Annotated in this window: 16 protein-coding genes; 12 read left to right on the forward strand and 4 right to left on the reverse strand. The window is 73.1% G+C overall.

The genetic code is table 11. The features are described 5' to 3' along the window. Positions 1–36: 36 nt before the first annotated feature. Entirely contained in the window at positions 37–3,933 is a 3,897-nt protein-coding gene (rpoC, locus tag M3147_RS00130; RefSeq protein ID WP_251201535.1) for a DNA-directed RNA polymerase subunit beta', read from the forward strand. A 138-nt stretch (positions 3,934–4,071) separates the two neighbouring features. Next, complete coding sequence (locus M3147_RS00135) at positions 4,072–5,115, forward strand: hypothetical protein (protein ID WP_251201536.1); 1,044 nt, start codon at positions 4,072–4,074, stop codon at positions 5,113–5,115. 28 nt (positions 5,116–5,143) lie between these two features. Here M3147_RS00135 and M3147_RS00140 read toward each other — a convergent pair whose 3' ends face one another. Both M3147_RS00140 and M3147_RS00145 read right to left on the reverse strand, forming a co-directional pair. After that, on the reverse strand, positions 5,144–5,914 hold the full coding sequence (locus M3147_RS00140) for a hypothetical protein (protein WP_251201537.1): 771 nt from the start codon (positions 5,912–5,914) through the stop codon (positions 5,144–5,146). Next, a complete protein-coding gene (locus M3147_RS00145; protein ID WP_251201538.1) occupies positions 5,911–6,456 on the reverse strand; it encodes a hypothetical protein in 546 nt (181 codons plus the stop codon). Before M3147_RS00145 ends, M3147_RS00140 begins: the two co-directional genes overlap by 4 nt. A 123-nt stretch (positions 6,457–6,579) precedes the next feature. On the opposite strand from M3147_RS00145, the gene M3147_RS00150 reads away from it, so the two are divergent. From M3147_RS00150 to M3147_RS00160, 3 genes are all read left to right on the forward strand, one after another. Beyond that, positions 6,580–7,692 carry a hypothetical protein gene (locus M3147_RS00150; protein ID WP_251201539.1) on the forward strand — a complete coding sequence of 371 codons (1,113 nt, stop codon included), beginning with the start codon at positions 6,580–6,582 and terminating at the stop codon, positions 7,690–7,692. A 22-nt stretch (positions 7,693–7,714) separates the two neighbouring features. After that, on the forward strand, positions 7,715–12,046 hold the full coding sequence (locus M3147_RS00155; protein WP_251201540.1) for an FtsK/SpoIIIE domain-containing protein: 4,332 nt from the start codon (positions 7,715–7,717) through the stop codon (positions 12,044–12,046). Between the two features lie 80 nt (positions 12,047–12,126). Beyond that, entirely contained in the window at positions 12,127–12,735 is a 609-nt protein-coding gene (locus M3147_RS00160) for an FHA domain-containing protein (RefSeq protein ID WP_251201541.1), read from the forward strand. Positions 12,736–12,759: 24 nt separating this feature from the next. Here M3147_RS00160 and M3147_RS00165 read toward each other — a convergent pair whose 3' ends face one another. Together M3147_RS00165 and M3147_RS00170 are read right to left on the reverse strand one after the other, a co-directional pair. Next, on the reverse strand, positions 12,760–13,503 hold the full coding sequence (locus M3147_RS00165) for a hypothetical protein (RefSeq protein WP_251201542.1): 744 nt from the start codon (positions 13,501–13,503) through the stop codon (positions 12,760–12,762). Next, a complete protein-coding gene (locus tag M3147_RS00170; RefSeq protein WP_251201543.1) occupies positions 13,503–14,120 on the reverse strand; it encodes a hypothetical protein in 618 nt (205 codons plus the stop codon). Before M3147_RS00170 ends, M3147_RS00165 begins: the two co-directional genes overlap by 1 nt. Positions 14,121–14,295: 175 nt before the next feature. On the opposite strand from M3147_RS00170, the gene M3147_RS00175 reads away from it, so the two are divergent. The 7 genes from M3147_RS00175 (at position 14,296) to M3147_RS00205 (ending at position 23,088) form a co-directional block, all read left to right on the forward strand. Further along, on the forward strand, positions 14,296–14,589 hold the full coding sequence (locus tag M3147_RS00175; protein ID WP_056010942.1) for a WXG100 family type VII secretion target: 294 nt from the start codon (positions 14,296–14,298) through the stop codon (positions 14,587–14,589). A gap of 64 nt (positions 14,590–14,653) precedes the next feature. After that, entirely contained in the window at positions 14,654–15,298 is a 645-nt protein-coding gene (locus M3147_RS00180) for a WXG100 family type VII secretion target (protein ID WP_251201544.1), read from the forward strand. Further along, complete coding sequence (locus M3147_RS00185; RefSeq protein ID WP_251201545.1) at positions 15,295–15,606, forward strand: WXG100 family type VII secretion target; 312 nt, start codon at positions 15,295–15,297, stop codon at positions 15,604–15,606. Before M3147_RS00180 ends, M3147_RS00185 begins: the two co-directional genes overlap by 4 nt. Before the next feature lie 73 nt (positions 15,607–15,679). Beyond that, positions 15,680–20,533 (forward strand): polymorphic toxin type 15 domain-containing protein, encoded by a 4,854-nt coding sequence (locus M3147_RS00190; RefSeq protein WP_251201546.1) that lies wholly within the window; start codon positions 15,680–15,682, stop codon positions 20,531–20,533. Then, on the forward strand, positions 20,533–22,173 hold the full coding sequence (locus M3147_RS00195; protein WP_251201547.1) for an ADP-ribosylglycohydrolase family protein: 1,641 nt from the start codon (positions 20,533–20,535) through the stop codon (positions 22,171–22,173). Before M3147_RS00190 ends, M3147_RS00195 begins: the two co-directional genes overlap by 1 nt. A 39-nt stretch (positions 22,174–22,212) precedes the next feature. Then, positions 22,213–22,698, forward strand: a complete 486-nt coding sequence (locus M3147_RS00200) for a hypothetical protein (RefSeq protein ID WP_251201548.1) — start codon at positions 22,213–22,215, stop codon at positions 22,696–22,698. Positions 22,699–22,722: 24 nt separating this feature from the next. Continuing rightward, positions 22,723–23,088, forward strand: coding sequence for a hypothetical protein (locus tag M3147_RS00205; protein WP_251201549.1), 366 nt, complete (start codon positions 22,723–22,725; stop codon positions 23,086–23,088). Positions 23,089–23,354: the final 266 nt, after the last annotated feature.

Consider the following 23,354-nt stretch of genomic DNA (forward strand, 5'->3'; position numbering starts at 1 on the left):
CAGGTACGAAACGACTTCAGGAATCTAGGAGAGAAATTGCTCGACGCAACGACGTTCGATGAGCTTCGTATCGGCCTGGCCACCGCAGAGGACATCCGCAAGTGGTCCTACGGCGAGGTCAAGAAGCCGGAGACCATCAACTACCGCACGCTGAAGCCTGAGAAGGACGGGCTCTTCGGCGAGCAGATCTTCGGGCCCTCCCGCGACTGGGAGTGCGCCTGCGGCAAGTACAAGCGCGTCCGCTTCAAGGGCATCGTCTGCGAGCGGTGCGGGGTCGAGGTCACCAAGAGCTCGGTCCGCCGCGAGCGGATGGGCCACATCGAGCTCGCCGCCCCGGTGACGCACATCTGGTACTTCAAGGGTGTTCCCTCGCGCCTCGGCTACCTGCTCGACATGGCGCCGAAGGACCTCGAGAAGGTCATCTACTTCGCCGCCTACATGGTGATCGATGTCGACGAGGACGGCCGTCACGCCGACATGCCCGGCCTCGAGAACGAGCTCCGGCTCGAGATCAAGACCATCGGCGACCAGCGCGACGCCCGCATCGCGACGCTCATGGCGCGCAAGGAGGAGGAGCTCGCGCAGCTCGAGGCCGACGGCGCCAAGTCCGACGTCAAGAAGCGCGCCGAGGCCGCCGCCGACAAGGAGATGACGCAGGTCCGCAAGTCGGCCGACGAGCAGATCGCGCACCTCGAGCGCGTCTGGGAGGACTTCCGCACGCTGAAGGTCGGCGAGCTGAAGCCCGAGGACTCGGTCTTCCACGAGCTGCAGGACCGCTTCGGCATGTACTTCGAGGCCTACATGGGCGCCGAGGCCATCAAGAAGCGCCTGCTGTCGTTCGACCTCGCGGCCGAGGCCGAGGACCTGCACCTGCAGATCGCCGAGGGCAAGGGTCAGAAGAAGATCCGCGCCATCAAGCGCCTCAAGGTCGTCAACTCGTTCCTCCAGACCGGCAGCTCGCCGGCGGCGATGGTGCTCGACGTGGTGCCGGTGATCCCGCCGGAGCTGCGTCCGATGGTCCAGCTCGACGGCGGCCGCTTCGCGACCTCCGACCTGAACGACCTGTACCGCCGCGTCATCAACCGGAACAACCGTCTCCGCCGCCTGCTCGACCTCGGCGCCCCCGAGATCATCGTGAACAACGAGAAGCGCATGCTGCAGGAGGCCGTCGACGCCCTGTTCGACAACGGCCGCCGCGGCCGCCCGGTCACGGGCACCGGCAACCGCGCCCTGAAGTCCCTCAGCGACATGCTGAAGGGCAAGCAGGGCCGGTTCCGCCAGAACCTGCTCGGCAAGCGCGTCGACTACTCGGGCCGTTCGGTCATCGTCGTCGGCCCGCAGCTGAAGCTGCACCAGTGCGGTCTGCCCAAGCAGATGGCGCTGGAGCTCTTCAAGCCGTTCGTGATCAAGCGCCTCATCGACCTGAGCCACGCGCAGAACATCAAGGCCGCCAAGCGCATGGTCGAGCGTTCGCGCCCGCAGGTGTGGGACGTGCTCGAGGAGATCATCCGCGAGCGCCCCGTGCTGCTGAACCGTGCGCCCACGCTGCACCGTCTCGGCATCCAGGCGTTCGAGCCGCAGCTCGTCGAGGGCAAGGCCATCCAGCTCCACCCGCTCGTCTGCGCCGCCTTCAACGCGGACTTCGACGGCGACCAGATGGCCGTGCACCTTCCGCTGTCGGTCGAGGCTCAGGCCGAGGCCCGCGTGCTCATGCTCGCGTCGAACAACATCCTGAAGCCGTCGGACGGCCGTCCGGTGACCCTGCCCTCGCAGGACATGATCATCGGCCTGCACCACCTGACGACCGAGAAGCCGGGCGCCGCCGGCGAGGGCCGCGCGTTCTCGTCGATCGCCGAGGCGATCCTCGCGTTCGACCAGAACCGTCCGGGCGACATCAAGCTCGACCTCGGCGCGGTCGTGAAGATCCGCCTCGAGGGCCTGCACTTCGGTGAGGGCCAGGAGCCGGAGAACTTCGAGCCGGGCAAGTCGTTCCTGCTCGAGACCACGCTCGGCCGGGCGATCTTCAACGAGGCGCTGCCCGTCGACTACCCGTACTTCAACAAGCAGGCCGGCAAGGGCCAGATCTCGGCGATCGTCAACGACCTCGCCGAGCGCTACCCGAAGACGGAGGTCGCCGCGACCCTCGACCGCATCAAGGACGCCGGCTTCCGCTGGGCGACCCGTTCGGGCGTGACCGTCGCGCTCTCGGACATCATCACGCCGCCGAGCAAGGGCGAGATCGTGGCGAAGTACGAGAAGCAGGCCGCCAAGGTGCAGTCGCAGTTCGAGAAGGGTCTCACGACCGACCTCGAGCGTCGCCAGGAGCTCATCCAGATCTGGACCAAGGCCACCGACGAGGTCGCCAAGGCCATGCAGGAGAGCTTCCCGACCGACAACACCATCAACCGCATGGTGACCTCGGGCGCCCGTGGTAACTGGCTGCAGGTGCGCAACATCGCCGGTATGCGAGGCCTGGTGAACAACCCGAAGGGTGAGATCATCCCTCGCCCGATCATCTCCTCGTACCGCGAGGGCCTCTCGGTCGCCGAGTACTTCATCGCGACCCACGGTGCCCGCAAGGGTCTGGCCGACACGGCGCTCCGCACCGCGGACTCCGGCTACCTGACCCGTCGTCTCGTCGACGTCTCGCAGGACGTCATCATCCGCGAGGACGACTGCGGCACCGGCAAGGGCCTCGAACTGCCCATCGGCCTCACCGACGCCTCGGGCGAGCTCGTGCGCGACCCGAACGTGGAGAACTCCGTGTTCGCCCGTTCGCTCGCGGCCGACGCCGTGGACGCCAAGGGCGAGGTCGTCGCCGAGGCCGGCGAGGACGTGGGCGACGTGCTCATCGACAAGCTGATCGCGGCGGGCGTCGAGTCCATCAAGGTCCGCTCGGTGCTCACCTGCGAGTCGGCGGTCGGCGTCTGCGCGAAGTGCTATGGCCGTTCGCTCGCGACCGGCAAGCTCGTCGACATCGGCGAGGCCGTCGGCATCATCGCCGCCCAGTCCATCGGCGAGCCGGGCACCCAGCTCACGATGCGTACCTTCCACACCGGTGGTTCGGCCTCGGCCGACGACATCACGCAGGGTCTGCCCCGCGTGCAGGAGCTCTTCGAGGCCCGCACCCCCAAGGGCGCGTCGCCGATCGTCGAGGCCCCCGGCCGCATCACGATCGACGAGACCGACAAGCAGCGCAAGGTCATCCTGACGCCCGACAACGGCGACGAGCCGATCACGTACAACGTGCTCAAGCGCTCCACGCTGCTCGTCGAGGACGCGCAGCACGTCGAGCTCGGCCAGCAGCTCATCGTCGGCACGGTCGACCCGAAGGAGGTCCTCCGGGTCAAGGGCGTGCGCGAGGTGCAGAAGCACCTGGTGAACGGCGTGCAGGACGTGTACCGCTCGCAGGGCGTGCCGATCCACGACAAGCACATCGAGGTCATCGTGCGCCAGATGCTGCGCAAGGTCACCGTCGTCGACCACGGCGACACCGACCTGCTGCCCGGCGAGCTCGTCGACCGTTCGAAGTACAACGGGATCAACCGCGCGGCGCTCACCGAGGGCAAGAAGACCGCCTCGGCGCGCCAGGAGGTCATGGGCATCACCAAGGCCTCGCTCGCGACCGAGTCGTGGCTGTCGGCCGCGTCCTTCCAGGAGACGACCCGCGTGCTCACGCAGGCCGCCATGGAGGGCAAGAGCGACCCGCTGGTCGGCCTCAAGGAGAACGTGATCATCGGCAAGCTGATCCCCGCCGGCACGGGCCTTCCGAAGTACCGGAACGTCACGGTCGAGGCGACGGAGGAGGCGAAGGCGGAGCGCTACCCGAACCGCATCTTCGCCGACGACGCGTCGTTCAACGAGGGCGACCTCAGCTTCGTCGACTTCGACGCGTTCTCGAGCGACGACTTCACGCCCGGCAACTACAGCTGAGCGTGACGCGCTGAACCCGAAGGGCCCCGGAGGAATCCGGGGCCCTTCGGCGTCTCCCGCGCGCTTCCCGTGGGCGGCGCCGCCTCGGCGCTAGCATGAGCCGAATCGGTCACACGGGGTGCCCGGAGGGAGCGGACCATGACGAGCACGACGCCCGGAGACGACGAGCAGACGCGCGCGGACGACGACGCGGCTGCGAACGTCGACGCGACGCCCGCAGCGACGGACGCGGACACCGAACACCCCACGGCGGTGCTGCCGGAGCCGGTCGCGGCGCCCGGCGCGGATGCCTCCGCCCCCTCCGCGCCCGAGGTGGCCCCGGCGGCAGCGGCTGCGGCTGCGGCCCGGCCCGAGGAGGCCCCGGCCGTCCACGGCGAGGCCCCCGGGGTCATCGAGGAGCCCGAGGCGGCGAGCGAGGAGCTCGACGCGAACGCGAGGCTCGACGCCGCGGTGCAGCGGGCGGGCGTGGTCCCCGGTGGGGACGCCCCCGTCGAGGAGTACCCCGAGCCCGTCGCGGCCGATGCGGTGCGGCGCGAGACCTACGTGCCGGCGGGCGCCGCGGCCGGTGCCGCGGCCGGTGCCGCGACGCTCGCCCCGGAGCCCGGCTTTCCGGCCGGCGGCCCGCAGACCGTCTACGTGCAGGCCCCGGAGCCGCCGAAGGCGAAGGGCAACCGCGGCTTCGGCATCCTCGTCGCCCTGATCGGCACCGTGCTGTTCGCCGCCCTCTACCTGGGTGCGGCCTACCTGCTGCTGCTCAGCCAGGGCGACGCGGGCGGGGCGACCGAGCAGCTCACCCAGTTCGCGGCGAAGCAGCTGTTCTGGGTGCCGGTGGCGGTGTTCTTCCTCGGCTTCGCGCTGCTCGCCGCGATCGTGAACAAGGGCGGGTGGTGGACGTACGCGGTCTTCGGGCTGCTCGTGGCCGCCGCCGTGTACTTCTCGTACGTGGGCGGTGCGCTCTGGTCGGTCGCCTGGACGATCACGCCGAGCGACGTGCCGGGGTTCGTCGCCCAGCGCTGGCTCGACCCCTTCGCGATCGTCGCGGCCGTCATCGCCCGGGAGATCCCGATCTGGCTCGGCGGCTGGATCGCCGCCCGAGGCCGCAAGGTGACCGAGCGCAACCGGCTCGCCCTCGAGGCCTACGACCGGGAGATCGCGGCGGGACCGCAGGCCCAGCTGCGCTGAGGCGGCGGCTGAGGCGGCGGCCGGCTGCTCAGTCGCAGCCGAGTTCGGCGGCCGCGGTACCGAGCTCGAGCTCGGCGCCCCAGTCGCTGAAGCTGAGCTCGGCGTCGCCGTCGGTCTCGGCGAGCGTCAGCGCCCGGGGGAGCGGCGGGCCGTAGCGGTCCACGACGAGCACTCCGGCGCGGCTGTCGCTCGCGCCGATCTGCACGGCGAGGGTCTCGCCGTCGCCGCTCGGGGCGGCGACCGACAGCTCCGCCTCGGACAGGACCGCGGCGAGCAGCGCCTCGGGATCGTTGAAGGGCGCCCACTGGGCGACCGCGGGGTCGGTGCCGACCGTGCAGACGCCGTCGACGAGCTCGGGGCGCCCGCTCGCGGCGGCGAAACCGGCGTCGCCGCGCACGGCGGTGCGACCCTCGTCGACGAGCATCGACGTCGACACCCCGTCGGCCGCGAGCGTCGCCCGGAACGCCCCGGCGCGCCCCGCGTAGTCGACGGTGATCGTGCGCCCGGGCAGCAGCTCGCCCTCCTCCGAGGGGACGAACTCGTGCACGGTGCCCGTCACCGCGACCGTGCCGCCGCCGCGCACCGCGTCGAGGATCCGGTCGGCGAGCTCGGCCCGGGGCACGAGCCACAGCCCGTTGCCGCTCGCGCCGTCGAAGGACTCGGTGTCGACGCCGGGCGGCGCGGTCGGCAGGGGCGGCGTCGCCGAGCAGCCGACGAGGAGCAGCGGCAGGGTGAGCAGCAGCGCGGCGCGGATGCCGTGGCGGCGACCCGTCGGCCGCGCAGCGTCGGCCCGGCTCATGAGGAGGCGTCCGCGGCGCAGACGCCGGCGCCGCGCTGCCCGGTGAGGGTGGCGGCGTCGAGGGAGACCTCGTCCTCGGTCCCGCCCGGCCGCACGACGAAGCAGCTCCGGTCGTCGTAGAGGCCGGCCGCGGCCGGGATCCACGCCTCGGTGCCGCGCACGAGCCCGCTGAGGTCGGCCATCGCGCCGTCGCCGTCGACGACGAAGAGCTGGTAGTCGGCGTCGGGGCCGGACCAGTCGAGCCGCAGGTTGCCCGACTCGACCGAGGCGCTGAGGCCGTCGACGCGCACGCTGGAGTCGGTCGCCATCGACACGATCCACCAGGCGAGGGCGCCGGCCAGTGCGAGGAAGGTGAGGCCGACCGAGACCAGGAACGCCGGGTGCAGCCACCAGCGCCGGGTGCGCGGCGGCGCCTCGGCGAGCTCGGGGAGCACGGAGGCCCCGCTGCCGAGCGCGCGCGCATGGCCGGCAGAACGGGTCGCGGCCTGGGGCTGGCCGAGCGCGGCCGACCCCGCGGCGGGCGGCGGCGTGCGGTCGGTCATCTCGGCTCCCTGGGGTCGAACGGCTCGGTCCGGCGCAGCGGGCCCAGCCGGGCCGCGCGACCGCGTACCATGCTATATCGGTGCGCCTGCCCCGAACGGGGCACGCGCAGGAGGGGGACCGGAGTGGGCAGCACGCGACGACGGCTCGGCGCCGCCGCGGGTTCGATGCTGCTCGCCGCCCTCGGATCGCTCGCGCTCGCGACCCCGGCCGGGGCCGCCGGTGCCGCTCCCGCGGGGGCCGGTTCCGGGGACGTCGCGATCCCGTACCTCGGCAGCACCACGATCGACGTCGCGGCGCCGTGGCGCATCACCGACTGCGGGGTGCCGTCACAGGCGAGCCCGCTCGTCGTCGGCTGCGACGAGCGCAGCGTCTCCCTCGCCGCGCCCGAGTACGACCCCGACGCCTCGACCGTCGTCGTGCCGGTCCCGCTCACCGACGGACGCATCACCACGGTCGCCGAGTACCGGGTGAGCCTGGAGCCGCCCGAGACGCCGAACGTCGACCCGGGGCGGACCGTGCGACCGACGGCCGCGGGCACCGTGCTCCGACTGCCGATCTCGGAGCTCGGCGTCGAGTGCGCGGTGTGCGACGCGGGCGGGCGCCTCCGTGCCGTCGCCGTGCACCCCGCACAGGCCGGCTCGCTCTGGGCGACCCCGACCCACCTCGTCTTCCGGGCAGCCGAGGGCTACACGGGCCCGGCCGAGCTCGTCTACCGCTTCGCCGACGACTACGGCGCCTGGTCGCCCGAGGGGGTGCTCCAGGCATCCGTCCTGCGCCCGCGGGGCGCCCCGCTCGTCACGACCGACGTCGTCGTCGCGCTCGACGAGGGCGGAGCGGCGCTCTCGCTCGACCGGCTCGCGTTCGTGCTCGGCGACGACGAGCTCGTGCTCGTGGGCTGCGGCACCGCCATCCGCGGGCAGCTCCGCTGCGAGGCCGACGGCACGATCACGTACCAGGGCGACGGCGCGACCGACCAGTTCGCCGTGCAGCTCGCGAGCGCGGGCGGCGATCAGGCGCTCGCCTCGGTCACGCTCGTCCCGGCGGAGGCGACGACCGGAACGGATGCCGAGGCCGCGACGTTGCGCCCCGGCACCGCGCCGATCGCGAAGCCGGAGCAGGGCAAGCAGGGCGTCGCGAGCGCGATCGTCCCCCGCCGGCCCGTCGAAGACCACACCGGGGCGAGCGGACTGCTCGCCCCGCTCCTGGCCACCCTCGACCGTGTGGGGGCCCGATGACCAGTCGCTGGAGGCGCACGCCATGAGCCTGAGACTCACGATCGATCGCACCGCGAGCGCCGACGCCGCGGGCAGTTGGGCGCTCGACGTCGACGAGGCGACCACCGTCGGGGAGGTCGCGGAGTCCCTCGGGCTGCCGAGCGAGGCGCTCGACCCGCTCGCCGGTGCCGCGGCTCCGCTCGCGGAGAGCACCCTGCTCTCCGGGGCCACCCTGCCCGCGACGGGCGACGGGTCCCTGCAACCGGGCACGCTCCGGCTCGAGCTCGTCGGCGGCCCCTTCGCGGGCGAGACCGCGGGCGTCGCCCGAGGCGCGGCCGTGACGGTCGGGAGCGCCCCCGGCGCCACCCTCGCCATCGCCGACGGCGCGCTGCAGCCCACCCACGCGACGTTCACGATCAGCGACGGCGTCTCGGCCGACGGCCGGCCGGCCCCGCTCGGCGCGACCGTCGAGCCCGCGCCGGGCGCCGCCGTCTGGGTGAACGGGCAGCCGATCGAGGGGGCGACGCCCATCGTGCCGGCCGACCTCGTGCAGCTCGGCAGCAGCGTCGTCCGCCTCGGCATCGCGCCGGCGGCCGACGCCGACCTCACTCGCGACGCCCTCGGCGACCGCGGCTTCAACCGGCCCTCGCGGATCCGGCCCGCCGCGGAGCAGCCCGTCGTGCCACTCCCCGGCGACCGCCCGGAGGACCCCGACCAGTCGCCCCTGCCCTGGTTGTCGGCGATCATCCCGGTGGTCCTCGGCGTGACGATGGCCGTCGTCTTCGGCCGTCCGATCATGCTGCTGATGGCCGCGGCGAGCCCGATCATGGTGGTGGGCTCCTTCCTCACCAACCGCAAGCTGGCGAAGAAGAAGGGCGTGAAGACCGAGCAGCAGTGGATCGAGGAGGTCCGCCTCGCCGAGCGCCGCATCGATGAGCTCGCGAAGCGGCAGCGCATCGAGCGCTGGTACCGCCTCCCCGACCCGGTCGTCATCCTCGACATCGCGACCCGCCCCCTCTCCCGGCTCTGGGAGCGGCGCCGCAGCGACGTCGACGCGCTCTCGATGCGGGTCGGCGTCGCCGAGGTGGCGCTCGACGTGCGCTTCGAGGGCGGCGGCCGTGATCGCGGCGAGGCCCGCCGCGTCGGCGTCTCGCCCGCCCCCGTGGCCGCGGAGCTCCGCACCGGACCGCTCGGCATCGCCGGGCCGCAGGACGCGGTGCGCTCGGTCGCCCGCTCCGTGGTGGCGAGCTGGGTGACCCTCCGTTCGCCCCGCGACGCCGAGCTCGTCGTCGTCTGCCCCGACGACGCCGCCCCCGACTGGTCGTGGGTGCAGTGGCTCCCGCACGCCGCCGGTGGCGGGGCCGCGGCCGCGATCGGCAACACCGACGACACGCGGCGCGAGCGCGTGCGCGAGCTGGGGGTCATGCTCGAGCAGCGGATGCGGCTGTCCGGGCAGCGCGGCGCCGAGCCGCCGAGCGATGTGCTCGTCGTCGTCGACGGGGCGCGCGAGTACCGCATGCTCCCCGGCATGGTGCCGCTCCTCGAGCACGGTGCCGCGCACGGCATCCACGTCGTCGCCCTCGACTCCGAACGGGCCCGGCTGCCCGAGGAGGCGAAGAGCGTCGTCGCGATCGACCACGGCGACCCGGCGATGGCGCGCGTCGAGACGGGCGCCGAGTACTGGCCGATCGTGCTCGTCGACGGGCTGTCGACCGCGCAGTGCGAGCGGCTGGCGCGCAGCCTGTGCTCGCTGCGGCACGTGAGCGGCGTGGGCGACGACGCCATGCTGCCGACCGCCGTGCGGTTCGCCGAGCTCATGAAGCTCGATCTCGACGACCCCGAGCCGCTCGTGCGCCGCTGGTCGACCCACCCCCGCAACACCTTCGTCGTCGTGGGCGCGACCGGCGAGGGGGAGTTCGCGATCGACATCTCCCGCGACGGCCCCCATGCACTCGTCGCCGGCACCACGGGCTCCGGCAAGTCGGAGTTCCTGCAGGCGCTCGTCGTGAGCCTCGCGATGGCGAACCGGCCGGACGCCCTGAACTTCGTGCTGGTCGACTACAAGGGCGGCTCCGCCTTCGCCGACTGCGAGCGGCTGCCGCACACCGTCGGCATGGTGACGAACCTCGACGCCCGCGAGACGGAGCGCGCGCTCGCCTCCCTCGACGCCGAGCTCAAGCGCCGCGAGAAGGTGCTCCGCGACATGAGCGCGAAAGACGTGGACTCCGCATGGGCGAAGGACGCCGACACGGCCGCCCGCCGCGGACTCGCCCGGCTCATGATCGTCATCGACGAGTTCGCGGAGCTCCGCACCGAGCTGCCGGAGTTCATCGACGGCCTCGTCCGCATCGCCCGCGTCGGCCGCTCGCTCGGCGTGAACCTCGTGCTGGCGACGCAGCGGCCCTCGGGCGTCGTCACGCCCGAGATGCAGTCGAACATCAACCTGCGCGTCGCGCTCCGGGTCACCGACCGCGCGGACTCGGCCGACATCCTCGGTTCGGGCGAGGCGGCGCTGATCAGCGCCTCGACGCCGGGTCGCGGCTACGTGCGCACGGGGCCCGCGTCGGCCCCGGCGCCGTTCCAGACGGCCCGCGTCGCCGGCATCCGGCCCGGTGTGCAGCGCCAGGTGAAGGTGCTGCCGCGCAAGGCGCCGCTCGAGTGGGACGAGCTCGGCTACCCGGTCCGCTATCCGAAGCCGGTCTCGACGCAGGCGCAGAACACCGACCACGACGACACCGACCTGCGCGCGATCGTGAACCTCATCACGGCGGCGACCGTGCAGCTCGGCGTGCCGAAGAACCCCTCGCCGTGGCTCATGCCGCTGCCCGCGGTGCTGCCGCTCGAGAAGTTCCAGGACGAGGCGATCCCCGAGCAGTCGATCGTCCTCGGGCTCGAGGACGTGCCCGGCGAGCAGTCGCAGCGCAGCCTCACCTGGCGCGTCGACGAGGGCTCGCACGTGCTCTTCCTCGGCGGCGCCATGTCGGGCCGCACGACGGCGCTGCGCACCATGCTCGGTCAGCTGGTGCAGGAGTTCTCGCCCGCCGACCTGCACCTCTACGTCATCGATTTCGGCAACGGCGCGCTGCTGCCGCTCGTCGACGCCCCGCACACGGGTGCCGTCGTCACGCAGCTCGACGCCGACCGGCTGCCCCGGCTCGTCCAGCGACTGCTCGAGGAGCTCGGCCGCCGGCAGGCCGTGCTCTCCGCGGCCGGCGTCGGGCACATCTCGGAGCAGCGGGCGCAGTCGACGCCGGAGACCCGGCTGCCCTACGCGGTGATCGCGGTCGACGGGTGGGAGCGGATGCTCTCCACGATGAACCCCGACCAGCTCGTGACCTTCCGCGACCAGTTCATGCGGGTGCTCCGCGAGGGCCCGGCGGTCGGGGTGCGGGTGCTGCTCACGGGCGACCGGGGCATCACCGGCGACAAGGTGATCGCCTTCATCGACGAGCAGTACGTGCTGCCGATGCGCGACATCGCCGACTACCGCACCGCCGGCATCCTCGCCCGCGACATCCCGCTCGACCTGGCCCCCGGCCGGGTGCTCTTCGGCGCCGCCGGTGCGGAGGCGCAGCTCGCGGTGCTGAGCCGCGACACGAGCGGCGAGGCGCAGACCACGGCGCTCCGCCGCATCGTCGAGCAGGTGCGCGACCACTACGACCAATTCCCGCAGCTGCAGGCCCTGCCGTCGCCGTTCCGCGTCGACCCGCTGCCGGGGCACTACGCGCTCACCGCGGCGTACGAGCTGCCGCTCGGCGACTCGGGCCCGGCCGAGGGGCCCGTGGTCGCGGTCGGCGGCGACCAGCTGTCGCGGTTCACGCTCGACTGGCCGGCCGACGGCGGCTTCCTCGTCACCGGCCCGCGCAAGTCGGGCCGCTCCTCGGCGCTCGCGGCGATCGTGCATCAGCTCGCCTGGCGGAAGACCCCGCTCGTCGTGGTCTCGAGCCGGGAGTCGATCCTCACCGAGGTGGCCGGAGCGCACAGCATCCCGGTGGTGCCGGGCGGCGACCTCACCCCGGCGGAGCTCGACCCCATCCTCGATGCGGCGGGCGAGCATGTGACCGTCGTCGTCGACGACGCGGAGCAGTACAAGAACGCGCCGCTGGAGCACGCGCTCACCGGGGCGAAGCACCGGGCGACCTTCATCGTCGCGGCCGACTCCGAGTCGCTCTCGACGCTGTTCGGCGGCCCGGTGGTCGAGGCGAAGCGTTCGCGCCGCGCTCTGCTGCTGCGCCCGGAGTCGACGATCATGGGCACGCAGGCGATCGGCACGCCGGTGCCGAAGTTCATGCTGGGCCGGGGCACCCCCGGTACGGCGGTGCTGACGACCCCCGCCGGCTGGCTGCCGGTGCGGGTGCCGGACATTCGGCAGTAGGCGCCCTCCGGCGCACGTAGACTGGCCGGGCTGGACCCGGGGGAATCGGGCCCGAGCCCGTCGAGAAGGGGATGATCCGAGTGGCCTCTGCCCGCTGCGCGTACTGCGATGCGACGCTGGAGCCGAACAGCATGTACTGCCTCTCGTGCGGTCAGCTGATCCCTCAGGCTCAGAGCGCGCCGCCCGTGCCCGCGCCGTTCGCCGGTGCGAAGCCGGCCCCGAGCGCCACCCCGGTCGCGCAGGCGCCCGTGCAGGCGGCACCCGTCGAGCCGGTGCCGCTGCCGCGTTCGCTGCCGTGGCAGCAGACCCCGCGCGTCGAGACGATGCCGGCGCCGCCCACCGCGGCCCCGGCCGCCGTCGAGCGCGTCGAACTGCTGTTCTCCACGGGGCAGCGCGTCGTCGTGGAGGGTGCGGCCGTCGTCGGCCGCAAGCCGGCCGACACAGCGCTCGCGATGGGCGCGCGCGCCGTCGAGGTGCTCGACGACACGCGCTCGGTCTCACGGGTGCATCTGTTCCTCGAGGTCGCGGGCGGCGGCATCACGGTCGGCGACGCCGGCTCGGCGAACGGCTCGCGCCTCGAACGGGGCGGCCGTGAGATCGAGCTCGAGAGCGCCGGCACCCGGGTGCCCGCCGCCGTGGGCGACACGGTCTGGCTCGGCGACCTCAGTTTCGTCATCCAGGCGGCGTAGCGCCAGCTCAGCCCGCCTCGGCGGTCAGCCCGCTTCGGCGCTCGGCCACGCGGGGTCGAGCAGCGGGCCCTTCCACGCGGTGAACGGCAGCGCCTGTTCGAAGAGCGCGTGCGGGATGCCTCGGGCGGATGCCTCGGCGAGCAGCAGCTGCACCGCGGTCGCGGCGACCTCGTCGGCGAGCACGGCGTCCAGCAGCACCGGCACGAGCCCGCGCCTCGCGCCGTCGGGCCAGCGGCCGTAGAGGCCGATGCGGGAGGCGGCGCCCCGATCGCTCATGTGGCGGCGCAGCGCCTCGCCGTCGCGCACGCCGAGCTCGCACAGCACCGTCCCGTTCCCGGCCTTCAGGGCGAGCCCTCCGGCCTGGCCGAAGATCGGCACGGCCCGGAGTCTCGCCGTGCGGGGCCGGTCGTTCAGCACGCCGATGAAGGCGAGCTCGGACCAGGGGATCTCGGGCAGTCCGCCGGTCGCGACGCCCGTGCCGGTCACCACGAGCACCGGCCAGCCGGGCGCGAGCACCAGCCGGAGCATCCGCCCCCGGAACACGCTCGTGACGAGCAGGCCGCAGGCCGTGAGCCCGAAGACCACGACGAGCCCGATCGTGAACCAACTGCCGAAGCCGGTCACGACGAGCGCCACCACGCCCGCGGCGGCGAGCGCCACGAGGGTGGCGCCCGTGACGATGAATCCGCGGTTCCAGCGCGGCACGGACGCCGCCTTCGCGGGATCCGGCCAGGCGACGAACCGGGCCGGGCCGACCGGGACGTCCATCAGCCGCGGAGGAACGGGTCGACGACACCGGACGCCGAGGGGCGCACGAGGTCGCCCGTGCCGAGCCGCTTCAGCTGCACGTACGCGCGGTCGTGCAGCGTGATGAGCGGCAGCCCCCTCGCCCCGGGCTCCTTGCCGAGCCGCACCGTGACGTACGCCGTGCGGTCGGGCACGGCGAGGTAGATCGAGAGGCGGATGTCGCCCTTCTTGTGATTCGGCACCGGCAGGTACACGGCCGGATCGCCGGTCGCGAAGCGGGCGTGCAGCGCCTCCGCCTCCGCCTGGCCGCCGGTGGCGAGGAAGTGCCGGCCCGACAGCGCCGTGCCGGTGTCGACGCGGACCCAGCGGTGCGAGCCGCCGATCGCGAACCAGGCGAACAGCACCGCGAAGAACGCCGACACGACGACGAGGGTCGGCGCGACGACGCCGCGCAGGCCCGAGCGCCGGCCGGTCATCTCGCTCGCGTCGTCACGGATGGCGCCGAAGTTCACGAGCACGAGCACCAGCGCGACGAGGGCGACGGCGGCGAGCACCGAGAACACGACGGTCCGTGTCGTCGAACGGGCGTATCGGAACGACTCCGGCAGGGCGGCGAGGGTGGCGTCGGAGGGGCGCACGGCGGGGCCTTTCGCGAGGAGAACAGCGGCGAGAACGACTGTACCCAGTCCGGGGGAGCGGTGGACGGGGAGTTCTCCCCATCGGAATCCGCGCCGACTCCGGGTAACGTGAGGCACGCGCCGGGAACGGACATCCCCGTCCGGCCCCCGACACCAGCCAAATCTGGAGGAAACCATGGCGGAGATCCGCGTCACTTCCGACTCCCTCGCCGGGGTCGCCGGTCAGCTCTCGAGCGGCTCGCAGTCGATCGAGTCGCAGCTGTCCAACCTGAAGTCCCTCGTCGAGGGGCTCATCTCGGGCGACTGGTCGGGCACCGCGTCGCAGAGCTTCAACGAGCTGTACTCGCAGTGGGACCAGGCCGGTCTCCAGCTGAAGGAGTCGCTGCAGGGCATCAGCGATCTGCTGAACCAGGCCGCGCTGTCCTACGAGGACAGCGAGAACGCCATCGCCGGCACGTTCAACGGCTGACATCCGTCGCTGACGGCTCCGCGGGCACCCGCCCGCGGAGCCAATCCGGTCGGGAGGGAACCAGGTGGTCCAGTTCAGAGTCCGCGCCTCGGCGCTCAGCGAGGTCGCCGCGCTGCTCGGCACCGTGCTCGCGACGTTCGACACGAACCTGTCGACCGTCGACGCGCAGGTGAAGCGCACGGTCGACGTGACGTGGAAGGGCGACGACGCCGAGAGCTTCTCCGAAGGCTGGGCGACGTTCATGACCACGGCCGGCTTCGTCCGGCAGTCGCTCGCGGCGCTCCAGGCCGGACTCATCGCCGCCGACGGCTCGTACACGCAGAACGAGTCGGGGGTGCAGCGCACCTTCACCGGCCGGGCCCCCGCGCTCACCGCGATGCGCTCCGGCACCGGCGAGCTCGGCAAGCGGGTCGCGAGCGGTGAGGAGAAGGCCGAGGACATGGCCGAGTTCTTCGGTCGCGACTACGCGGGCGACGACGAGGTCGAGCAGTTCGGCGGCGGGGCCCTCGGTCCGCGCAAGACGAGCGGCCAGGCCACCGGTGGCGGCTCCGGCGACAGTGACGGCGACGGAGACGACGACTCGATCGGCGAGGGCGTCTTCCGCCTCGGCGCCGACGGCGAGCCGGCCATCACCCCGCAGGTCGCGGCGGTCGAGATCGGAGAGGTGCCGGTCGTCGGCACCGCGGACGCGGAAGGAACGGGCGCATGAGCGAGCAGCAGGCCGACACGACCGAGCTGAAGGCGCTCGCCGACATGCTCGGCGAACTCGTCACGTACTGCTCCGCCCTGAAGCAGGGCGCGAGCGGCTTCGCCTACATGCTGCCCGCCGAGTGGCAGGGCCCGGCCATGGCGAACTTCATCGGCATGTTCGAGAAGTGGCAGCTCGGCGCCGAGGCGATGACCCAGGCCGCCGAAGGCCTGCAGGACCAGGTCTCCGGCGCGCACCAGGCCTACACCGAGACCATCGACACCCTCGACGGGGCCTGGAGCAACCTCGCCAACGGCCTGAGCGGCTGAACCGGCGCGGCGCGCTCCGCGTGCCCCGGTCAGCCCCAGACATCCACCATCCGATCCCACCGGGAGTGCACTCATGACGCAGGTCCGCCTCGACGCCGCACGGCTCGCCGCCGACGGCACCGCGCTGTTCTCGATCGCGAGCTCGGCCTCCCAGGCGGCCCGCGCCTGCGAGTCGGCGCTCGGTGGCACGGGCGGCATGGCCGGCGACGACGAGTCGGCCGAGGTCTTCGCGCAGGGCCAGGACGGCGAGCCCGGCTACGACACCTACGCCGTCGACCTGCTGAAGGCCGTCCAGGGCATGTCGAACGCCCTCCGCATCGTCGACGCCGCGCTCGGCAACACGGGACGCGCCTACGACGGAGCCCAGCTCGTCGGCGCCTTCAAGCCCGCCTCCTCCTCGAGCATCCCCGAGGAGACCGCCGTCGTGAACGACCCGCACGCCTCGGTGCCGACGGCGCTCGGCAAGGGCCCCGAGGGGCCGCTCGGCGAGTTCGGCGACTTCCTGAAGGACGCCCTCGCGACCCTCGGTGTGGTGCTGCCCTCCGCCGACCGCGGCAAGCTCTCGACCGCCCAGCAGGCGTGGAGCAGCCTCGCGCAGGCGATGACCTCCGCCAAGTCCGAGGTCGGCTCCGCCTTCGTGAACGTGTCCTCGATGACGCTGCCGCCGTCGCAGGCGAGCAACATCCGCCGCTGCCAGACCTCGCTCGGCAGCTCCTTCGGCAAGCTCTCCGAGAGCGCGAACTCGATGGCGGGCTTCGCGCAGGGCATGATCGACGCCGTCGACAAGGCCTGGGAGGAGATCGGCTGGTTCATCGCGCAGATGGCCATCGAGATCGCCCTCGAGATCGGCATCGGGGCCCTCCTCGGCGCGGTGACCTTCGGCGCCGGCGCGGCCGCGATGGCCGCGAAGATCATGCTCACCGTCACGCGCTGGGCGATCAAGATCGCCGCGCTCTGCCAGAAGCTCCGCCGCCTCATCATGGCGGCCCTCCGCGCCGCTCGCATGGCGGTGCGCGGCGGCATCCGCGTCGCCCGTGAGGCCCTCTCGGCCGGGCTCGCGAGCGCGATCACGACGGCCTCCTTCAACCAGGTGCGCGGCGCGCTCGACCCGAACTACCAGCCGCAGAACGTGCTGAACGCGGCCCTCGCCTCGGCGGCGGGCGGCGCGGCCGGCGGCACCGTGTCGGGAGCCGCGGGCCGGCTCACGAACCGCATCAACCCCGGCGCGATGCAGCGCGTCACCCATATCGCCGTCGAAACCGGCGGCGGCGCGGTCGACGGGCTCGCCTCCGGTCTCGCCGAGTCCGGGCTGAACGGCACGCCGTTCTCCCCGCTCAGCTCGATCGCGGCGGGCGCGCTCCTCGGCGGTGCGCTGGCGGGTCGCCCGGGCGGCCACGGCGGGCCCTCCAGCCCCTCGGCTCCGAGCGGCCCCGGCAACGGTTCGACGCTGCCCGCGGTCACCGTGCCGGGCTCCGACACGCCGACCCCGGGCGGCGGCAACTCGACGACCGCGACGGCCGGCGACGGCGGCGGCGCGGTCGACATCCCGAACGACGGCCCCACGCCCGGCGCCGGTGACGCCGGCACCTCGGCCGGCGACGGCGGCGGTGGCGTCGACATCCCGAGCGACGGCCCGACGCCCGGCAGCGGTGACGCCGGCGGCGGTGCGGGCGACGGCGGCGGCTCGATCGACCTCCCGACGGACGCACCGTCGGCCCCCGGCGACCTCGGCGGCGGTGCAGGCGACGGCGGCGGCTCGGTCGACGTGCCCACCGCGGGCGGCGACGGTGGCACGCCTGGCACTGCGGATGGTGGGACGCCGGGCACTGCGGACGGTGGGACGCCGGGTCACGCGGATGGCGGCACGCCGGGCACTGCGGATGGTGGCACGCCGGGTCACGCGGATGCGGGCACGCCTGGCACTGCTGACGGCGGGACGCCGGGTCACGCGGATGCGGGCACGCCCGGCACTGCGGACGGCGGGACGCCGGGCACGGTCGACGCCGGCACCCCGGGTACCGTCGACGCTGGCACCCCGGGCACGAGTGATGCCGGTACTCCCGGCACGCCCGATGCCACGACTCCGGGCACGGTCGACGCCGGTACTCCCGGCACGCCCGATGCCACCACTCCCGGCACCGCCGACGCCGGTACGTCGGGCAGCGTTGACACCGGCACGCCCGGCACCGCCGACGCTCCCGCGGCCGACGGCCAGGCGGGCGACGGTCAGGGCAACGGCGCGCCCGGTGCCGCCGCGGCCGGTGCCGCCGCTTCGGCCAAGCCCGGTGACGCCGGCTCGGTCGACAGCAGCGCTCCGACGCACGCCGACGGCGGCCAGCCCGACGCCACGCAGCCCGACGCTACGCAGCCCGACGCGGACGCCACGCAACCCGACACCGACGGCGCACCCGCCGACGGCGACGGCGCGACCGACGGCGACGCCGACGGGATCGCCCCCGAGGAGGCCGCGGCCGCCGGCGGTGCCGCTGCGGCGGCCGGTGCGGCGACCCTGCTCGGCAAGCCCTCGCTCTTCTCGAAGCCCTCGCTCTTCTCCCCGAACGGGAACGGCGGCAAGCCCGACGCCCCGAGCGCCGACGGCTCGAACGGCCACGGTGCCCCCGACGGCAGCACGAACGTCGACGGCTCGCAGCCGGACGCGTCGGCAGCCGACGGCGGCGACGGCACCGGCCAGGCCGGCGACGGCTCGCAGCCCGAGGGCCAGCAGCCCGACCAGGCCCCGTCGAACAACAGCTCCGAGCGCTCGATCGACGAGATCGACCAGGCGCTGAACGAGATCAACCCGAACTTCGACCCCTCTGACCCCGCCAACGGCTACGCCACGAACTGCGGCAACACCTCGGCGAACCTGAACGACTTCCTGAACGGCCGCGACAGCGCCGAGGCATCCACCGGCACCCTCAGCACGCCGGACATGGAGGCCCGCACGGGCAACCCGCAGACCACCGTGACGCCCGAGCAGATCGAGTCGACGCTGCGGGCGATGGGCCCGGGCTCCCACTGCGTCGTCGGCATCGACCGCGCGGGCGACGCCGGGCACTGGTTCAACGCCTACTTCGACGGCGACACGGTCTGGTCGCTCGACGCGCAGAACGGCACGCGCTCGCCGTGGCCGCCGCACGAGCCGAACGCGACGAACTGGGATGCCTCGGTGCGCCCGGAGGACGTGGTGAACCCGGACGGCACGAAGCCGACCGACGCGAAGCCCGACGCGAACGCGCCGAAGGCCCCGACCACGCCGGACGCCGCGAACCCGACCGCGACCGCGCCGAGCGCGCCGACCGCGCCGGAGGCGGGAACGAGCTCGCCGGAGGCGGGTTCGAGCTTGCCCGCCGAGGCCTCGCCCACGACGCACCAGGCGCCCGACGGCACCGGCGCCGACGCGGACGGCTCGAGCGCCGACGGCGCCGACGGCATCGACGTCACCGACTCCGATCGGGACGGCTCCGGCTGGACGAGCAAGGCGACCGTTCCGGCGACGCACCCGTCCGACGGCTCTGCCGGCCCCGGCACGACGTACAACGGCTACGACATCCCCGAGCTGACGCCGGAGATCCGGGATCGCCTCGACGCCCTCGCCGCGCAGCCGAACTCGCCGATCGTCGCGAACCCCGACGGTTCCTACTCGTTGAAGAACCCCATCACGGTCGACGCGTTCGACCGCAAGGACCCGAACGTCGGCAAGAACCCGAACCACGACTGGGACGAGTTCCAGCGGCAGGTGGGCCTCCAGCAGCAGGGGCTCAACCAGCTGACCGTGACCGAGTGGCAGCACAACGTCAACTTCTACGACCGCAACAACCGCGTGGCCAAGGGGCTGCAGCAGTCGGCGCTCGACGCCATGACGGCCAATCACGTGCGCGTGGTCTACCCGAAGCCGGCGGTGCTGCACGGTCCCGACCAGGTTGCCGGTGGCCGCGCTGACCGCTTCGACGGTGCGGGGCACTCGCCGATCAACAGCGCGCTCGGCGCCGGGTGGGCCGGCCGTCGCATCGATGATCTGCGCGCCGACGTCGCCGGTGCGGTGCGCAAGATCGATCCCTCGCTGCGCGCGCACATCAAGCTCAACGTCCAGCTCGGCGCCAGGAACCTCGAGACCGGGGCGACCGCGCCGCAGGCGACGCTCGGCGCGGCCCAGCCCGTGACGTCGGGGCCGGCTCCGACGCCCGCGCGCACGGGTGCGGTCGATGCACCGAGCGGCACCGACGCCCCCCAGGGCCGCGCAGGCGCCGCCGGCTCGACGCCGGGAGGCACCGGCGCCGGCACCTCGCCGAGCCACGTCCCGGCGCATACCGGACTGCCCGCCCCGGCCACCCCGGCCGGTACGGCACCGATGCCCGACCTCAGCGCGGTGAACGACGCCTATCGCGACCCGTACACCGACTCGATCCCGGCGAGCTCGCTGGACGCGTGGGCGGATGACGTCGCAGCTGCGTACCCCGCGCTCGATGCCGGCGACGTGCTCGGCATCTACGACTACACCACCGGTGCGTACAACGAGATGAACGGCTATCTGCGCGACCTCTCCACGCCGGCCGACGTCCCGGCGCTCGAGCAGCGCATCACGGCCACGACCGATGGCCTGTCGAAGCTGCGTCCGATGCCCGGGGTGACCCATCGCGGGATGCGCCTCTTCCCCGGTCTGCTCGACCAGTTCCAGCTCGGCCTGCCGTGGTCGGACCCGGCGTTCCTCAGCTCCTCGACGAGCGGGGCCGTCGCGGAGGGCTTCGGCGCCGGCGGCGGCATCCACCTGAAGGTGACGGCGAAGAGCGGCGTCGACGTCGGTCAGCTGTCGCAGTACCGCAGCGAGGCCGAGATTCTGTTCCAGCGGGGCACGCGCTTCCTGGTGACGCGCAAGGAGCTCGTTGGCAAGGTCTGGGAGATCGACGTCGAGGAGATCACCGCGTGATGCCCGACGGGACCGAGTCCTTCGGTCTCCGGGCCTTCGACGAGCTCGCTGCGCGGCGCCAGCTCGAGCTCGGACATCGCTCGAACGTCGAGAAGTGGCTCGGACTGGACGGCGATGCCCGGCGTCCGCGCGAGGTGATCGGCGATCGGATCCAGGCGGTCATCGATGCGGTGCTCGGTTTCGCCGGCGACGGGCCGGAGACCGTGTCGTTCCCGGAGCCGCTCACCGCGTCGGTCGCGCTCGACGAGCGACTCGAACTCATCATTCGTTTCGGGATGGATGACGCGGATCTGATCGAGCGAAGGATCGGCGTCGAGCGCCGAATCGCCGTTTCCCCGCACCGCTTCGCGCCGTCCGCAGTGCTGTGGCTGCTGCTGTCTCGCCGGTGGCCGGGCCGGGTCTCGACGCCGGACGGGGCGGTCGAACCGCTGCAGCTTCGTCGCGTGCCGCGGGGCGGCGGGATCGAACTCGTTCCTGCGGACGCGCACGAGCTGGGGTGGGGGCCGCTCGTCGTCGACGCGGGCGACGCCGTCGAGCTCGCCTGGGCCTGCGGCGTCGCACCTGCAGAGCTCATCGCACGAGCGGGGGAGATGCGCGCGGCCGACCGGCGAGCCGGGCTCGAGGGTCCCGCGAACGCCGATGACCGGATCGTCGGGGCGCTGCTCGGCGGGGCGGTGGGCGACGCCCTCGGCTTCCCCATCGAGTTCGATGACGGGGCGACGGCCGAGCGGCGGCTGGCAGAGGCCGGCGGCGGCTTCATCCGGCCCGGTGCGGGGCCCCTCGGCGCGATCAGTGACGACACGCAGCTGACGATGTTCACCGCTGAGGCGCTCGCGCGCAGGACCGGAGATGATGCGGCCGCGGTGCGCCAGGCCGGCCACGGGGCGAATCTCGCGTGGTACCGAACCCAGTGCGCGTCGTCGCCGGCCGGCGACGCCCGAGGGCTCGCCGCCGAGCCGTGGCTCTCTGTGCGCCGCGCGCCCGGCGCCACCATGATGAGCTCCCTCGCTGGGGTGGCGGCCGAGGCTCGAGCCGATCGGGTCGCGGATGCCGCGAACGACAGCAAGGGCTGCGGCACGGTGATGCGGAGCGCCCCGTTCGGGCTGATCCTGGACTGGTCACCGGCGCAGGCGTACGGTGCTGCGGCCGCGACAGCACGTCTGACCCACGGCCACCCCAGTGCGGCCACCTCGGCTGGCGCGTTCGCCATGCTCGTCCGGCTGCTCGTCGATGGACACGGCCTCGCCGGGGCGCTCGGGCTGGTGCTCGCGGAGTTGCGACTTCGTGATCCCCTCGACGGCGCGGAGACCGACGCGGCGCTGCGAGGTGCGATCTTCGCGGCTGGGCTCGCTCGGCCGAGCCGCCACCGTCTCGAGGCGCTGGGGGAGGGGTGGGTCGCCGAGGAGGCGCTCGCGATCGCGGTCTACGCGGCGCTGAGCCATCCGGGGCCCGACGAGGTCGGGCGCGCGCTCGCCCTCGCCGTCGCGCACGGCGGCGATAGCGACTCGACGGGGTCCATCTGCGGCAATCTGCTCGGCGCCGTGCACGGCTCCGCCGCCCTGCCCGAGGCCCTCGCACAGACCGTGGAGGGAGCGGAACAGTTGCGGACGCTCGCCGCCGAGCTCCGAGCGGCCCGCTGACCCGCTATGACAGAATTCTTTGGAAACGAAAGGGGCCCCATGTCCTCCTCGGTGGATCGCATCCTGGCCGCGTTCTCGAAGCTTCCCCCGGTCGCCGGGGTGAGTTTCCATGGCGGCGACGACGATGCAGCCGCCGAGGGCGGCACGCTCGCGGGAGTGCTCGCCAGTTCCCGCTCGCCGCGGGTCGCCAGCGAGAACTTCTCGACCTCGGTTCTGTACTGCCTCGTCGCGGTGAGCGGTCGCGATCTCACCCAGCTGTCCCGGCACGAAGTCGAGCAAGAGATCGTGCTGCTGCCGGGCACCACTCTGCTCGGGCTCGGCTCGATTCAGGCTGAGGGGCTCCGGCTCGTGATGCTCGAGGAGCTCGACGTCGAGCGGGAGCCGAGCGAGGCGCGCCCGTCCGGAGACGCGCTGGATCAGCTCTTCGCCACCGTTTCCGCAGCCGTTGCGGCCGCACGTGCCGAGCCTGCGGTGCCGGTGACCAGCCCGGGGAAGTTCGTCGCCCCCATCCCCTTCCTGAGCTAGGCGCAGCCCCGACCGAGAAGTGGAGTGACCATGCTTGATCAGGTGACGACGAACTTCGTCGACGAGGCGGCGGGGCTCCCGCCCGCGGAGCTCGAGGCGGCGTTCGACCGCCTCGTCGATCTGCGCCCCGAGGGCGGCAAGGAAGCGAGTCGGGCGGCGGTTCCTTCGGCGAGCGAGAATTCGGCGCTGGATCATCGGATTCGTGCCGCGCTGCTGCCGCGTGCCGACGAACTCGACGCGCATCTGACCGGGCTCCACTCCGACGCACGTGCCGCGATCTCGACGACGGCGCGCGCGATTCTGAAACGGGGCACGCTGACGGAGCAGCAGTATGCGGTGCTCGTCGAACCGTTCGTGGGACGCGCGCATCTTCCGGCGCAGGGCGAGTAGCGATCTGGCAGACACGCTGTTCGCCGCGCACGCGCCCGCGCTCTCGAGCCCAGCCGCCCGCCCCGAGGGGGTCGCATTCCGACACCGGCGTCGTCCGACCGCCATCCGCCTGTCGGAATGCGACCCCCTCGGATCGTGACGAATCGGGCAGGCGGGCAGGCGGGTAGGCGCGCCCCCGGGGCAGACGCGGCAGGGCTGATGCGGATGTCGCGCATGGGGAGCCCTCCCCATGGCCCGGGGGCTCAGCCTCGATAGACTTCCCGGGG

The organism is Agromyces mediolanus (genome assembly GCF_023715325.1).
In the GTDB taxonomy this organism is placed as follows: domain Bacteria; phylum Actinomycetota; class Actinomycetes; order Actinomycetales; family Microbacteriaceae; genus Agromyces; species Agromyces mediolanus_A.